Source organism: Candidatus Nealsonbacteria bacterium, assembly GCA_019923605.1.
Lineage (GTDB): Bacteria > Patescibacteriota > Minisyncoccia > Minisyncoccales > CSSED10-335 > JAHXGM01.
Genome location: JAHXGM010000016.1, coordinates 1 through 15,001, shown reverse-complemented (window position 1 = coordinate 15,001; position 15,001 = coordinate 1). Strand labels below are relative to the sequence as shown.

Annotated in this window: 12 protein-coding genes and 4 tRNA genes; 7 read left to right on the top strand and 9 right to left on the bottom strand. The window is 35.0% G+C overall.

Annotation, left to right across the window (positions count from 1 at the left end; all coding sequences use genetic code 11):
- Positions 1-2 precede the first annotated feature (2 nt).
- Positions 3-89, bottom strand: a tRNA-Ser gene (locus KY054_02795).
- Between the two features lie 85 nt (positions 90-174).
- On the opposite strand from KY054_02795, the gene KY054_02790 reads away from it, so the two are divergent.
- Positions 175-246 (top strand) — tRNA-Arg (locus KY054_02790).
- Between the two features lie 14 nt (positions 247-260).
- Positions 261-2,372 carry an ATP-dependent DNA helicase RecG gene (gene recG / locus KY054_02785; GenBank protein ID MBZ1356671.1) on the top strand — a complete coding sequence of 704 codons (2,112 nt, stop codon included), beginning with the start codon at positions 261-263 and terminating at the stop codon, positions 2,370-2,372.
- Positions 2,373-2,483: 111 nt separating this feature from the next.
- Here the strand turns inward: recG and KY054_02780 are convergent, their stop codons facing one another.
- The 3 genes from KY054_02780 to KY054_02770 form a co-directional block, all read right to left on the bottom strand.
- Positions 2,484-3,398: a PEP/pyruvate-binding domain-containing protein gene (locus KY054_02780; GenBank protein ID MBZ1356670.1), complete on the bottom strand. Its 915-nt coding sequence runs from the start codon at positions 3,396-3,398 to the stop codon at positions 2,484-2,486.
- On the bottom strand, positions 3,385-4,569 hold the full coding sequence (locus KY054_02775; protein ID MBZ1356669.1) for a hypothetical protein: 1,185 nt from the start codon (positions 4,567-4,569) through the stop codon (positions 3,385-3,387). The genes KY054_02780 and KY054_02775 overlap by 14 nt, the downstream gene beginning before the upstream one ends.
- A 151-nt stretch (positions 4,570-4,720) precedes the next feature.
- Positions 4,721-4,795, bottom strand: a tRNA-Glu gene (locus tag KY054_02770).
- A gap of 60 nt (positions 4,796-4,855) precedes the next feature.
- Between KY054_02770 and tsaD the strand changes: the two genes are divergently transcribed.
- Genes tsaD through KY054_02750 form a run of 4 tightly spaced genes read left to right on the top strand, consistent with a single transcriptional unit; the run spans position 4,856 to position 9,333 of the window.
- The gene (gene tsaD / locus KY054_02765) at positions 4,856-6,010 is read left to right on the top strand and encodes a tRNA (adenosine(37)-N6)-threonylcarbamoyltransferase complex transferase subunit TsaD (GenBank protein MBZ1356668.1); all 1,155 of its coding nucleotides are present in this window, start codon (positions 4,856-4,858) and stop codon (positions 6,008-6,010) included.
- Complete coding sequence (locus KY054_02760; GenBank protein MBZ1356667.1) at positions 6,007-8,169, top strand: valine--tRNA ligase; 2,163 nt, start codon at positions 6,007-6,009, stop codon at positions 8,167-8,169. The genes tsaD and KY054_02760 overlap by 4 nt, the downstream gene beginning before the upstream one ends.
- The gene (locus KY054_02755) at positions 8,166-8,942 is read left to right on the top strand and encodes a PrsW family intramembrane metalloprotease (GenBank protein MBZ1356666.1); all 777 of its coding nucleotides are present in this window, start codon (positions 8,166-8,168) and stop codon (positions 8,940-8,942) included. Before KY054_02760 ends, KY054_02755 begins: the two co-directional genes overlap by 4 nt.
- Positions 8,926-9,333, top strand: coding sequence for an Hsp20/alpha crystallin family protein (locus KY054_02750; GenBank protein ID MBZ1356665.1), 408 nt, complete (start codon positions 8,926-8,928; stop codon positions 9,331-9,333). The genes KY054_02755 and KY054_02750 overlap by 17 nt, the downstream gene beginning before the upstream one ends.
- 64 nt (positions 9,334-9,397) lie before the next feature.
- Here KY054_02750 and KY054_02745 read toward each other — a convergent pair.
- The 5 genes from KY054_02745 to KY054_02725 form a co-directional block, all read right to left on the bottom strand.
- Positions 9,398-9,479, bottom strand: a tRNA-Leu gene (locus KY054_02745).
- 52 nt (positions 9,480-9,531) lie between these two features.
- Entirely contained in the window at positions 9,532-9,861 is a 330-nt protein-coding gene (locus tag KY054_02740) for a hypothetical protein (protein MBZ1356664.1), read from the bottom strand.
- A 53-nt stretch (positions 9,862-9,914) separates the two neighbouring features.
- Positions 9,915-10,241 (bottom strand): hypothetical protein, encoded by a 327-nt coding sequence (locus tag KY054_02735; GenBank protein MBZ1356663.1) that lies wholly within the window; start codon positions 10,239-10,241, stop codon positions 9,915-9,917.
- Between the two features lie 40 nt (positions 10,242-10,281).
- A complete protein-coding gene (gene gyrA / locus KY054_02730) occupies positions 10,282-12,762 on the bottom strand; it encodes a DNA gyrase subunit A (protein ID MBZ1356662.1) in 2,481 nt (826 codons plus the stop codon).
- Between the two features lie 24 nt (positions 12,763-12,786).
- The gene (locus KY054_02725; GenBank protein MBZ1356661.1) at positions 12,787-13,422 is read right to left on the bottom strand and encodes an MBL fold metallo-hydrolase; all 636 of its coding nucleotides are present in this window, start codon (positions 13,420-13,422) and stop codon (positions 12,787-12,789) included.
- A gap of 96 nt (positions 13,423-13,518) precedes the next feature.
- Here KY054_02725 and KY054_02720 point away from each other — a divergent pair, with 96 nt between their 5' ends.
- Positions 13,519-14,589 (top strand): S1 RNA-binding domain-containing protein, encoded by a 1,071-nt coding sequence (locus KY054_02720; protein ID MBZ1356660.1) that lies wholly within the window; start codon positions 13,519-13,521, stop codon positions 14,587-14,589.
- Positions 14,590-15,001: the final 412 nt, after the last annotated feature.

Here is a 15,001-nt window from a genome sequence, read left to right as displayed (position 1 = left end):
GGCGGAGAGGGAGGGATTCGAACCCTCGAGAGGTTTTACCCTCTAACACATTAGCAGTGTGCCACTTTCGGCCACTCAGTCACCTCTCCATTCAATAAAAGCATACTGCATTTCTTGCCCTTTTTCAATGTTAATGGAAAAGTTTTTCTTTTTGTGTTAAACATAAAACATAAAGCTCCCGTAGTTTAACGGATAAAATGAGGGATTGCGGATCCCTTGATACAGGTTCGATTCCTGTCGGGAGCACTATTTCTGTATTTATGAACCTTCAGACTCCGGTCAAAGAAATTCCATATATTGGTGAATTCTACCAAAAAAAACTAGGAAAACTGGGCATTAAAACGGTTCATGATTTTCTCTATCATCTTCCTAATAAATACGAAGACTTATCAAAGATAACTTCAATTTCAAGAGTGAAAGAAGGAGATGTTTGTACTGTAAGGGGCAAAGTTGTGAAAATAGAGAATACTAAAATCTTTAAAAAAAAGATTGCTTTGACTGAGGCGATTATTGAAGATGGAACTTCAAAAATTAATGCCGTCTGGATCAATCAATCATACTTGCTCAAAAACATCCCTGAGGGTGAAGAATTCTTTTTTTCAGGTAAAGTTACAATAAAGGGAAATAAGATCTTTTTGTCTAATCCTTCCTTCGAAAAGTTTGACCCCGGTAAAGAAAATATTCATACCGGAAGAATCATTCCCATCTACCCAGAAACACGAGGCATTACTTCTAAGTGGATGCGGTTTGTAATGAAAAACCTTTTAAATAAAAACCGGGGTACGATACCTGAGATATTACCAGATGAAATAATCAAAGAGTTTAAACTTCTAGGTGCAGAAGAAGCTCTTTATCAAGCCCACTTCCCCGAATCTAAAAAGAAGGTTCACGAAGCCAAAAGAAGAATATCATTTGAACAAATATTTCTAATCCAAGTATCCATCTTAATGGAGAAGATAAAAATGTCTCAAGAAAAGGCCATTTCAATACCGGCAAATATTGATGTTATCAAAAAAATGACATCCTCTCTTTCTTTTAAACTTACTGACGCTCAAAGAAAATCGGCCTGGCAAATCATTAAAGATATGGAGAGAAACTATCCGATGAATAGATTGCTTGAGGGCGATGTCGGTTCAGGAAAAACCATTGTTGCTGCGATAGGAATCCTTAATGCTGTTAAGGGAAGAACTCAAGTCGCCTTAATGGCACCAACCGAAGTGCTGGCCAAACAACATTTCCATGGAATATTCAAAGTTTTAAATAAGTTTAATTTAAATATTGGCCTTCTTACTGGAAAAGAAGATAAATTCTATTCCAAGAAATTAAAGAATGACACGATTGAGGTATCTCGTTCTAAGTTATTAAAAAAGGTAAAAGAAGGAGAGATTGATCTTTTAATCGGAACGCATGCATTGATTCAAGGAACTGTTAAGTTTAAAAACCTTTCTTTAGTGATATTAGATGAACAACATCGTTTTGGAGTAAAACAAAGATCTGAACTAGTAGCTCGAAAAGCCGGACAAGAGGTAAGAATTCCTCATCTTCTCTCAATGACTGCAACCCCAATACCACGAACTCTGACATTAAGTATTTATAGTGATCTAGATTTATCGATAATAGATGAGATGCCTAAGGGCAGGAAAAAAATAATTACCAAAATAGTCTCCCCCAACGAAAGAGTTGAGACCTATGAATTTATTAGAAAAGAACTGAATAAAGGCTATCAAGTATTTATCATCTGCCCAAGAATAGATCCTTCTGAAGATGAAAATTCCAAGTGGTCAAAAGTTAAAGCGGTTAAAGAGGAATATGAAATGATATCTCAAAAGATTTTCCCTGAATTTAAAATAGGATTAATGCATGGCAAGATGACCGTTAAAGAAAAGGAAAAGACCATGAAAGATTTTAGAAACAAAAAAACAGACATCCTTGTTTCAACTTCAGTTATTGAAGTTGGAATTGATGTTCCTAATGCTGGCGTTATGATTATCGAAGGAGCAGAAAGATTTGGACTGGCTCAATTGCATCAATTTAGAGGACGAGTTGGACGAGGAGACTCTCAATCATACTGCTTCCTTTTCCCCGAATCCTTTGCTGAAAAAACCAGAAACAGGCTTAAAGCCCTTCTTTCTTGTGAAGATGGATTTGCTCTAGCAGAAAAAGATTTAGAATTAAGAGGTCCTGGAGATTTTATGGGAAACAAACAATGGGGCGTTCCAGACATAGTAATGACCTCCCTAACCAACCTTTCCCTAGTTCAAGAAACAAAAAATGCCGCCCGAATGATCTTAGAAAAAGACCTTCAATTAAGAAAATATCCAGTATTGAAATCAAAGGTTCAACTGTTTAGAGAAAAAATACATTTGGAATAAAAAGAGGTGCTGTCTAAATACCTCTTTTATCTTATAATACCTATCGATTGTCATGCTGGCGATTATGTTATCAAGAATTATCGGATTAAATCATAATCATCATAGAAAAACCTAGCTTGTTATGGGCCTAGATTGTAGTATATAAAAATATCCATTCGAATAACACCATTCGATGTCTCTGGGGCTATTATACATTCCCTCTATTTTTTTAGAAATTTCATATAACTCAATGATTTCCTTGCCTTCGAGTTTTTGTTGCGCTCTTTTTTCATTCTTCACCTTCTCTAGTTCACCTTTTCCAGAAAATTTTAATTTATTATATTGTTTATTAAAATTAACCTCTAGTATTAACCCGCCCTCTTTATCTACTATATAACGATCCGGAATAACTTCACCTTGCACTAAATATTCACCCATGCCATGAACAGCTTCTATTATCATCTGATCTAATCCATTACTAAAAGGATCTCTTGTAAAGCAAACTCCGGAGACATCGGCATTTATTGCTTTCTGTAGCAAGATAGCCATTTTAATATTTTTAATATCTTTGGGATTACTAATATAATTAATTACTCGTTCAGAAAAAATTGAGACCCAGACTTTCTTAATATATTCCTCTAAGCTACTTTTTTTAACGCCTACATAGCTCTCGAAAACTCCGGCCCAAGATTTATTTTTTGCATCCTCTATATTAGCAGAAGATCTAACTGCCCAGAAATCTGATTTATCCTTAATCTCAATTAACTGATTAAGAAAATGGATGTCTAAATTTGATTGCAAAATAATTTTCCTCGCAAACTCTAATTCCTTTCCTAAATTTTTATTATTTGATTCCAAAGAATTGATATCTATTTTATTCCAAAAATTTATATCTTTCAGATGTTTTTCAAAGAAATCATATCCTATGGAATAACTAATTGGTATGGGAATATTATTTTTACCCATTTCAAAAATAGGCAGACATTTCCCCCCGACGATTTCTATGTTTAATATTTTCTTATAAGATGTTATATTATGTATTTTCATGATATTGCCTAACCTTAATTACGCCCTCATTTGCATCTAATTCAATCTTTGTGCCTTCTTTTAAAATTTGTGTGGCATTTTTAGTGCCCACCACACAGGGCACCTTCTTTTCTCGACTCACAAGTGCTGCATGTGACATCAGACCGCCCTCATCTGTAATAACGCCTGATACCTTGGAAAAGCCTGGAGTTAAACCAGGGGATGTCATCGGAGCAACTATAATATCTCCCTTTTTTAGGGTACTAATAAATTCATTATATTCTTTTTGCGAAAAAATTTTAGGAACTAACCTGACTATGCCAATTACTTTTCCGGGATAAACACTATCACCAGTAATTCTTCCATTATTCTCTTTATCTATTTTCTCTATACTTCTTATCTTCTTGTAAGTCATATCAGTTATCCCAGCTTTTTTACCCTTAACAGTTACCACTATGCCAAACTTTTTAATTCTTGTATTTATTTTTTTAATATCAACATTTTTACTATCTACTAATAATGATCTTAATTCTTTTAGAGACATATTAGACACTTGATTGACGGCATAAAAGGTTCTAAGCGAAGTTTCTGCTAAAAGTCGCTCTGTATCTTCTAAGAGCTCGCTAGTTATTGTTTTTGCATCAAATCTTACTTTAGCAACACTAGTAACGAGATTAAAAACATTCCTATAATTCTCTAGGCCGTATTTACTCAAAGAGCTTCTATTTGATAAAATTTCTGAGAGTATAATATTGGTATTTTTACTTGAACCAGCCCCTTCAACTATTCTTTTGACTTTATTTTCGACATGGTCGACCATATGGGGTTCAGTAAATTTATATGCTTCTATAAATTTTCCGTACAGACCTATTATTTGTATATAGATATCGTATATTTCCTTATTCGATAATTTAGACAAATTTAAATCAGAAAATATTTTATGATATGCATCTATTGTTAATTTAATTTCATCAAAATTATTTTTAATATCTAATATTTTTTCTGGATTATCTATGAGATGCTTAGTATCTACCTTAGACTTTTTTATTTCTTCTTTTGTGGCATATGCAGCTAAGACTCCATCTGTATATATGAAATAACCACTATCTATAAAATAGTGCCTACCTGTTGTCTCTGTTGCCCACAGGTAGTCTATATAATTTTCTCTCCAAAGAAATTTAATATCTTTCATTCTTGGTTTCAAGTTTCTATTGCAACATAATTATTGTTAATTCCAGCGATATTTAAGCGATTAGATTAAAAATATTTATCCGCCATAATAATACTAAGATCTTCCAATAACAGCTCGGACCATATCGAATGTTCGAGCGAGATTTCTAATTTGGTGACCCCACGGGGAATCGAACCCCGATTGCCAGGTTGAAAACCTGGTGTCCTAACCGTTAGACGATGGGGCCGGACAAAAAAAGTCTAGCCTAAAAATTGAAAAAAAACAAGATTAAAGCTAAAATAACCTCATGAAAATACTTGGTATAGAAACTTCTTGCGATGATACCTGTGCTTCTGTAATAGAATTAAAGGATGAAAAAGATATTGAATTCCTGATTCTTTCTGACATCATCTCTTCTCAAATAGAGGTCCATAAAGAATGGGGCGGAGTTTATCCAAGCTTAGCCAGAAGAGAACATCAAAAAAATCTAACCTCGGTACTTAAAGAGTCACTGGGAAAATCAAAACTTCTTAAAAAGAAAAAGTCTAAAGAGGTTATAGACAGAAAACCGCTCGAAGAAATATTACAAAGAGAAGAATCACTAACGAATGAACTAATAGAATTCTTGAGCGAGTACGAAAAGCCAGACCTTAATCTCATTGCCGTTACTAGCGGGCCGGGACTTGAGCCATCTCTCTGGACAGGGATTAATTTTACTAAAGCTCTTTCCTCTTACTGGGAAATACCAATTATTCCAATAAATCATATTGAAGCTCACCTGACTATTTCTTTTTTCTCTCTAGACAACAATGTCTTAAAAATTAATTCTGACAAAGACATATTCCCCGGAATTGGCCTTATTGTTTCAGGTGGCCATACCCAGCTAGTTTTAATTAAAGGTATTGGAGATTATAAGATCATTGGAGAAACTAGGGATGACGCCGCTGGAGAATGCTTTGATAAAACTGCTCGGATACTGGGAATGGAATATCCGGGCGGACCGGAAATAGCCCAGAAAGCCGCAGAACATAGAGGTGGAATAGAAATATCCCTCCCCCGACCAATGACAAAAACAAAAAACTATGACTTTAGTTTCTCTGGATTAAAAACCGCTGTACTCTATCATCACCGATCTGTTTTTGATCCATCAGAAGAATACATTAGAGCAATGTCATATGAAATTCAACAGGCGATTATAGATATACTAATAGAAAAAACATTGAGGGCAGTGAATAACTTTAAAGCTAAAAGTATTATTCTTGGTGGAGGAGTAACTTCTAATAAGGAACTACAAAAACAATTTATTGAAAAAAAAGACCCTAAAACTAAGATATTTTTTCCGCCCGCTGGGTCTCAAATGGATAATGCGTTAATGGTGGCTGTAGTTGGTTATCTTAAAAAGAAGAATTCAAAAAAATATAAATTAAAAGAAATAAAAGCAAATTCAAATTTAAAAATATGAAAGAAATACCAAAAAATTACGAACCCGAAGAGAAAGAATCAAAGATATACGCTCAGTGGGAAAAAAGTGGATTTTTAAATCCCGATAATCTTCCCGGGAAAAGGAAAGAGGCATTTTCAATTATGATGCCACCGCCAAATTCAAATGACCCTCTCCATTTAGGCCATGCTGTGTTCGTTACACTCGAAGACATAATGACTAGATACAATCGAATGCAGAATAAAAAAACTTTATGGCTTCCGGGGGTTGATCATGCAGGATTTGAAACTCAAGTTGTTTATGAAAAGAAGCTTGAAAAGCAAGGAAGATCTCGTTTTGATATGTCTAGAGATGAATTCTATAAAAATGTTTGGGATTATACTCAAGAAAACCGAAAAGCAGTAAAGGTTCAAATGAAAAAATTGGGTGCATCTTGCGATTGGTCAAGAGATACCTTTACCCTTGATAAACACATTATTGATACGACCTATAAGACATTCAAAAGGATGGCTGATGAAGGCCTTGTTTATAGGGGCGAACGAATGGTTAATTATTGCACTAAACATAAAACAGCCTTCTCAGAACTTGAAGTAGATCACGAAGAAAGAAAGGCTCCCCTATACTATATAATCTACGGCCCGATTACTTTAGCCACCGTAAGGCCAGAAACTAAGTTTGGAGATACTGCAATTGCGGTACATCCAACCGATAAAAGATATTTAAAATATATTGGAAAAGAATTAAAAGTAAAAACTCTTTTAGGAGAACGCACAATAAAAGTAATCGCCGATGAATTCGTTGACCCTAAATTTGGAACAGGAGCAGTAAAGGTTACGCCAGCTCATGACTTCAATGATTTTGAAATTTGGCAAAGACATAAAAAAGAAATACCCGGCCCAATTCAAGTTGTTGACGAGAACGGAAGAATGACTGACAAGGCCGGCCCCTATCAAGGACTAAAGGTGATGGAAGCAAGGGAAAAGGTGGTTGAAGATATGAAGAAAGAGGGGTTAATAAAGAAGGTGGATGAAAACTACACTCACACTGCCGCAATCTGTTATAAATGCAAGCAAAACATTGAGCCAGTTCTTAAAAAGCAATGGTTTATTGATACAAAGCCGCTTGCCAAGCAAGCAATTAAAGTTGTTAAAGATGGACGTATTTCTATCATTCCAAGAAACTATGAAAAAGTTTACTCACACTGGTTAAGAAATTTAAGAGATTGGAATATCTCGCGTCAAAATTGGTGGGGTATTAATATACCGGCCTGGAAATGTGATGATTGTTCAACCAAAGAGAAAGAGTCTTGGACGATCACAGATGGAAAGAAGCCATCCAAATGTGAGCATTGTGGTAGTAAAAATTTAGTTCAAGATCCGGATGTATTTGATACTTGGTTCTCATCAGGGCAATGGCCATTTGCAACCCTTAAATATCCTGACCACAAAGACTTTAAAGAATTCTATCCCACATCAGTAATGGAAACTGGTTATGATATTCTTCCTTTCTGGGTAATAAGGATGGTAATGCTTGGCCTGTATGTTACCGGAGATGTTCCCTTTAAAAAAATTTACTTTCACGGACTAGTTAGGGATAAGCATCGACAAAAAATGTCTAAATCAAAAGGTAACGGAGTGGACCCAATAGTTATGGTTGATAATTATGGCGCCGATGCGTTAAGATTTACGTTAACCATTGGTAATATGCCTGGAAGGGATGTAATAGTGTCTGAAGAAAAGATTAAGGGGTATCGTAATTTTATAAACAAAACTTGGAATATTTTTAGATTTATTTCTTTTAATGTCCAAGATTACAAACCCTCTGGTAAAATAATTCTAACCAAGGAAGATAAAAAGATATTAAGTGACTTTGGCTTGGTTTCTGAAAAAGTAACCAAATACATGGAGGATTATATGTTTTCTCATGCAGCCGAAACAATCTATCACTATACTTGGCATAACTTTGCAGATAAAATACTTGAAAAATCTAAACTAGTACTTCAAGATAAAAAGACAAAAAAATCAAGACAATATGTACTAGTGGAAACCTTTGGGAATATACTAAGGTTACTTCACCCGTTTGCTCCCTTTGTAACCGAAGAAATATACAAAGACTTGCCGTTGAAAAAGAAAAAAGAATTATTAATGATTGATAATTGGCCGACTAAATCAAATAAATGATCTTCTTATATTTCGCCATATTATCTTTCTTGCCCAGTATCGTATGGCTTCTTTTCTTTTTAAAAGAAGATGTCCGCCCCGAACCAAATAAAACTATACTGAAAGTTTTTATTCATGGCATGATTTCAACGTTTCCAGTCTTATTAATCGGAATTATCACTAGCTACATACTAAGAGAAATGGACATACCCCTATTTGCCATAATGCTAATACAGGTAGTATTTATTGCGGCTGTTACTGAAGAATTTGTGAAATATATGGTTGTAAAGTATTCCGTTCTTAATAGTCCTGAATGTGACGAGCCGGTAGACATTATGATATATGCAATAACCGCTGCCATGGGATTTGCTGCTCTTGAGAACATCCTCTTTCTTTTCCCTATAAAAGAATTTCTAGCTGCAGTGTCTGTTTCGACCCCAATGCTAATAGATAACTCTCTTTCCATAAATGATGCTGTAATTGGCAGCCTTATTCGATTTATGAGCGGAACATTTCTTCATGCTCTAGTTTCGGGAATTATGGGTTATTATATCGCCATATCAATATTAAATGATAAAAAAAGAAAAATATTAATCGTAAAAGGACTGGTAATAGCCATGCTCTTGCACGGATTGTATAACTCTTCTATAATAATGTCAGAAACTAACGAATGGTTCTTGTCTTTAGCGCCAGCAATCTTAATAACACTTTTCCTTGTCGTGTTTCTGTGCTTTTCAAAGCTCAGGAGTATGCCAAGTATTTGTAAATTAGAAAATGATGAAACCAGAAGATAAAAACAAAAAAGAAACTGAATGGAAATCTCATTCTATCAGCGATAAAAAGTGGCCTGATCCAGAAGGAGAGCTTGCCATTGATGTGTACCAAACAGATACAGAGATGGTTATTCAAGCCGCTGTAGCTGGTATTAAGTCCGAAGAATTAGATATTTCCGTTGAGAATGATCTATTAACAATAAAAGGGCATCGTAAAAATCCTTCTGAAGATAAAAATAGGAACTATTTTTTTCAAGAATGTTATTGGGGGGATTTTTCAAGAAAGATTATCATCACCGATGAAATTGATCCATCAAGAATAAATGCAGCTATGAAAGAAGGAATATTGACCATAAGAATTCCAAGAATAATTAGAGAACCAAAGAGTTCAATAGAAATAAAAGAGAAATAAGGTGTCTTAAAAGGAAAAACACGCTTTGTGGCGTGTTTTTTTCTTTTTCAAGAAATATCATTAGTGGGCAGGGTGGGACTCGAACCCACACACCTTGCGGCATTAGCTCCTAAAACTAACGTGTCTGCCAATTCCACCACCTGCCCAAAGGAAAGCCCCCTTTTCCTCAAAAAGAATCGAGGGCAAAAAATAAATTCCTTATGTAACAAATTTTGCTAATCCTCTTGCAGCGGCACCAACAACGATTGCTAATATCGCGCCTAACACATAACCTCGAGCTTTCTCTATCTTCTCACCATCACCGGCAGATGTCAAGAACAAAACTGCTGCTATAATTATTGCTAAAGCCGCTCCGGCGATAATAACCCACCAAATCAAGTTGACAACTCTATTAATAATTTCTGTTGTTGTAAGATTGGGAGCATCGACTCGGGTGTCTGGAGCGCCTGCTGGAGCAGGTGCTCCAAGGGCTAGCATCGGGACTGCAAACATTAGAAATATTAAGGTTAAAATTATTATTTTTTTCATATTTTCTTTTTATTTATTTTAAATCCGACCTTTTTAATTTGGAAATAATCTCTTTATGTCGTTAAAACTCCGATAATCTTAGGAATTAGACCTCTTGCCGCAGTTATTATAATGAAACCCATAAATGCATAGAGTAATATATTTTTGGCAGCGGTAATTTGCTTATCATTCCCTCCTCCTGTTAGAAAGTAAAAGGCTGACATCATAATAGCAAGAGGCAATAAAGCAAGGGAAAGAACCCAAAGAAAATTAATCAATAAGTTTAGCAATTGTGTGAAGTTTGCAGCCTTTATGGGGTTTCTAAATGTCGTCGCATCAATGCTTCCACCTATTACTAAAAAAATTACTAATAATATAATGAATAAAACCCATCGCTTCATAATATATTTTCTTATTTTTTTTGATTAATGTCAATAATATTTAGCTACATATCGCAGAAGCAACCATATCTTTATCTGCAAGCTTCATAAGCCTTACTCCCTGAGTTGTCCGCGATAACTTAGGTATTAAAGATATCTTACTCTTAATGATGTGACCTTTTTGAGAAATTACCATCAACTCTTCCTCTTCTCCGGACAACACCTTTGACACAGAAAGATCTCCTATCTTGGAAGTAACATTTAGTGCCTTAATACCCGAGCCACCTCTTTGTTGGGTTCGATATTCTTTAAGCAATGTCTTCTTCCCAAAACCTTTGTTTGTAACAACTAGTAAGAATCCTTTTGATTCATCTTCTTTCCGAACAACATCCATACCTAACACTTTGTCGTCCTTTTTAAGAGCAATTCCCTTTACTCCGGCCGCAGTCCTTCCCATCTCTCTTACATCTTTTTCTTTAAACCTTATTGATTGACCCTTGTTGGTAACCATTATTATATCATCTTCTCCGGTTGTTTTGCAAACCTTTCTCAAAAGATCATTCTTTCTTAAGTTAATGGCGATTAGTCCAGAACGACGAATGTTCTTGAAGTCGTCAATCGGCGTCTTCTTTATAACTCCATCTCTTGTTCCCATTACTAGATATTTAATATTCTTCTCAACGTCTTCTTTTTGAAGAGGAATAATTGAAAGAACTTTCTCTTGAGAAGATATTTCTAAGAAATTAAATATACCCCTTCCCCTGGCAACTCTTGTGCCTTCTGGAATCTCATAGGCCAGAATCCTGAAAACCTTACCGGAATCAGTAAAGAAAAGTAGTGAATCATGGGTCTTTGCTTCAATAAAATGTTCTACTAAATCATCTTGAACGGTCTTCATTCCTAAAATACCTCTTCCGCCCCGTTTTTGTATCTTGTATGTAGATGGATTTATCCTTTTAATATATCCTCCACTAGTAAGGGTAATGATAGTGTCTTCAAGTGGTATAAGGTCTTCTTCTGCAATTTCCTCAAGCTTCTGAAGATAAACCTTAGTCTTTCTCTCGTCTCCAAAATTCTTCTTAACTTCTAGTAATTCTTTTTCAATAATTGAGTTCATTCTCTTCGGACTCTTTAAGATTGCCTCTAGTTCTTTTATTTCTTTCAATTTCTTTGCCAACTCATCTTCAATTCTTTGTCTTTCAAGTTTTGCTAATTGATGAAGCCTTATTTCTAGAATTGCGTTAGCCTGTATTTGACTAAGCTTGAAAGCCTTCATTAAGTTTTGAGCCGCTTCATCCTTGCTCTTTGATTCTTTGATGATTTTTATACACCTATCTATATTAACTAAAGCTTTTACTAACCCTTCTAAGATATGTGTTCTTTCCTTTGCTTTGTCTAATTCAAATTTAGTTCGTCGATAAATTACATCTTTGCGATGAATAAGGTAATGACTTAAAACCTCTGCTAGACTAAGAATTTTAGGTTGAATACCATCAACCAGAGCAAGCATATTGAGATGAAAAGTTTTTTGAAGGTTAGAGAATTTATAAAGACGATTGATAATTTTTTTAGGTTGCGCTTCTCCCTTAAGATCAATCGCAATTCTTAATCCTTCTCTGTCAGACTCATCTCTTATATCTTTTATTCCTTCTATTTTCTTTTCTGATACTAATTTTGCGAATTGCTCAACAAGAGATGATTTGTTCACCTGATAAGGTATCTCTGTAATTAATATCTGCCTTTGTTTTGATTTTTCTGACTCAACAATATCCGCTTTTCCTCTTATGACTATTGGACCCCTGCCCTGGGAATAAGCCGTTATGATTTCTTTTTGGTCATATATTTGACCTCTGGTAGGAAAGTCCGGTCCCTTAATAAATTCAAAAAGGTCTTCTGTTGTAGCTTCTGGATTATGAATAAGATGAACTGTTGCATCAATAACCTCAGTGAGATTATGAGGTGGTATAGAAGTAGCCATTCCTACAGCAATACCCAATGTTCCATTTAAAAGAAGTTCAGGAAAGGGAGCGGGTAAAACGGTAGGTTCTCTTTGTGATCCATCATAATTATCTGAAAATTCAACCGTATTTTTTTCAATATCCCTTAATAACTCTTCTCCAATTTTAGAAAGCCGAGCTTCGGTGTAACGATATGCCGCAGCTCCGTCACCATCAATTGATCCCATATTACCCTGTCCTTGAACAAGAGGATAACGAAAAGAAAAGTCCTGAGTCATTCTTACCATCGCCTCGTAAACAGCGACATCCCCATGAGGATGGTATCTTCCCAAGACAGAACCTATAACGTTAGCTGATTTACGAAATTTAGCCGTATGTTTTAATCCGTCTTCATGCATCGCATAAAGTATTCGCCTTTGGACAGGCTTTAGCCCGTCCCTTACATCAGGAAGTGCCCTTGAAACTATGACCGACATTGCATAATCAATATAGCTCTTCTGCAATTCTTCAGTAATGTCCATTGTCTTTATCTGCCCGATTTTGTTCTGAAAATCTAGGTTATTTTTATCTGAGGGTTTTTTCATTTTCAAAAAATTTACTTATTTTGATCAATTTTTAGGACTAAGAATAACTATTTCTGGCTTCTTTTCTTCAAAAGAAAGATCTTTTTGTTTAATGCTCAACTTAGCTAGTTCTTCTTTTGTTTCTATTCCCATTATTTTTAAAAACTCATCAAGGCCTTCTAATTTATCCTTGAGCCCTGGAATTTTGTAATTCATTGGTATCACTATTTTGGGTTCAATTTGAGCAACAATTTTAGCTGCGTCTTTAGCTTCAATGGTATCGCCCCCTCCGATTGGAAGAAAAAGAATATCAACGTCCCCCAATGATTCTAATTGATCAGGGCTCATTTCTTTTTGAGAGAATTTACCAAGATGGCAAATCCTTATTCCCTCTGCCTCAATAAAGTAAAAAGTTGTTTTATGGTCTTCGGTCAGCCCCTGAACAAAAACATCTTTTACTTCATATTCTCCAGGAAAAGAAATCAAAAAAGGACTTCCCTCAATATTAGGAAACGATTTCTGATCAAGCTTATTATCGCTAACTATTAAAATATCTACCCTAACCTTTGGAGGAGTAAGCCCGCTCTCTTTGTTATAGGGATCTATAACTACATCTACCGTATTCTTATCTTTTTGAGTAGTGATACGAAAGAAAGATTGTCCGTGCCAAGTAATATTCATATAAATTAATCATTAAAAAACAACTTCATTTTCTGATATTACCATATCCCTTGCAAAAATTCAATGTTTGATATAGAATCCAGATATTATAAAAATATGAAGGAATTACTAGAAAAATACAGCCCCAGCAAAAGATTTAAAGCTGGTGATATAGTAGAAGGGATTGTCGTTGGCAAGGGACGTTCCGCCCTTTATATTGACTTGGGAGCTTTCAGTCCTGGTGTTATTTTTGGAAAAGAATACCAGATTGCTAAAGACCTTCTAAGACGAGTAAAAAACGGAGACAAGGTAATGGCTAAAATAGTTTCTCTTGAGAATGATGATGGTTACATTGAGCTTTCAGCTAATGATGCCGGCTTAGAACTTGCATGGGACACACTCAAGGAAAAAAAGGATAATGAAGATATCATTAAAGTTAAAGTTGTTGGAGCCAATAAAGGAGGTTTGCTAGCAAAACTAATGAATATACCGGCATTTCTCCCAGTATCACAGTTATCATCAAAAAATTATCCTAAAGTAGAAGGTGGTAATACATCTAAGATATTACAAGAACTTCAAAAATTTATTGGTAAAGAAATGGATGTTAAGATTCTAGACTTCTCCAAGAAGGATGAGAAACTAATCCTTTCTGAAAAGATAAAAGAAATGGAAAAAACTAAAGAGCTTCTTAAGGAATATCAGGCCGGAGATATAGTCGAAGGAGAAATTACTGGAATTGCTGACTTTGGAGCATTTATTTCATTCGGAGATGGTGTCGATGGATTAATACATATATCTGAAATGGCTTGGCAAATAATTAAAAGTCCTTCAGAAGTAGTAAAGGAAGGAGATAAGGTTAACGCACAAATAATTGAGATATCAAATGACAGAGTCTTTTTATCCCTTAAATCATTGAGGAATAATCCTTGGGATAAAATAAAAGATAAATATAAGATCGGAGATATTGTTAAGGGAAAAGTTAGTAAAATAAATCCATTTGGAGCATTTATTCAACTAATATCAAGCAAAGACCTAGAAAGTGGTAAAATCCAAGGCCTATGCCATGTTTCAGAATTTGGAACTATTGAAAAGATGTCTGAAGAATTGCTCCCCGAAAAAGAATATGGCTTTGAGATTGTCTCCCTAGAGCCTGAAGAACACAGAATGATACTTAAACTCGCAAGATAGTAATGACTTTAAAAACCGCTTCAACCGAAGCGGTTTTTTGTTCTAAAAAAGGTTCCCGCTAATGTGACCTCAATTATGGAAAAAACCTTACTTATCTTATTCCTTTTCATTTATCGGTCTAAAAATAATAAAGCTTTAAGCGCTCCCACTGGATAAGGTGTCCTTCCGTTAATGTTATGGGTTAGGGGCAAGAATTACCTGCGTTATTGGTATACGTCGGTTACTACTCTTAATTAAATTACTTCTTAGTCGATATTGGAATGTTCAACTAATTTCAACTATTACAGGAAGTGAATACCGAATACTGGTAATTCTAAAACTGAAACAGAAAAGAATTATATTATATCTTTAGGAAGACTTGCCCCATCTAAATGTTGTTTGGATGATGTTGAAGCATAAAACCGAGTATCAC

Excerpts from the sequence above, each read along its gene's own strand:
- recG (MBZ1356671.1), top strand. The coding sequence starts at position 261 with ATGAACCTTCAGACTCCGGTCAAAGAAATTCCATATATTGGTGAATTC.
- KY054_02740 (MBZ1356664.1), bottom strand. The coding sequence starts at position 9,861 with ATGAAAAAAATAATAATTTTAACCTTAATATTTCTAATGTTTGCAGTC.
- KY054_02720 (MBZ1356660.1), top strand. The coding sequence starts at position 13,519 with ATGAAGGAATTACTAGAAAAATACAGCCCCAGCAAAAGATTTAAAGCT.
- KY054_02755 (MBZ1356666.1), top strand. The coding sequence starts at position 8,166 with ATGATCTTCTTATATTTCGCCATATTATCTTTCTTGCCCAGTATCGTA.
- KY054_02780 (MBZ1356670.1), bottom strand. The coding sequence starts at position 3,398 with ATGAAAATACATAATATAACATCTTATAAGAAAATATTAAACATAGAA.
- KY054_02775 (MBZ1356669.1), bottom strand. The coding sequence starts at position 4,569 with ATGAAAGATATTAAATTTCTTTGGAGAGAAAATTATATAGACTACCTG.
- KY054_02725 (MBZ1356661.1), bottom strand. The coding sequence starts at position 13,422 with ATGAATATTACTTGGCACGGACAATCTTTCTTTCGTATCACTACTCAA.
- tsaD (MBZ1356668.1), top strand. The coding sequence starts at position 4,856 with ATGAAAATACTTGGTATAGAAACTTCTTGCGATGATACCTGTGCTTCT.
- gyrA (MBZ1356662.1), bottom strand. The coding sequence starts at position 12,762 with ATGAAAAAACCCTCAGATAAAAATAACCTAGATTTTCAGAACAAAATC.
- KY054_02735 (MBZ1356663.1), bottom strand. The coding sequence starts at position 10,241 with ATGAAGCGATGGGTTTTATTCATTATATTATTAGTAATTTTTTTAGTA.
- KY054_02760 (MBZ1356667.1), top strand. The coding sequence starts at position 6,007 with ATGAAAGAAATACCAAAAAATTACGAACCCGAAGAGAAAGAATCAAAG.
- KY054_02750 (MBZ1356665.1), top strand. The coding sequence starts at position 8,926 with ATGAAACCAGAAGATAAAAACAAAAAAGAAACTGAATGGAAATCTCAT.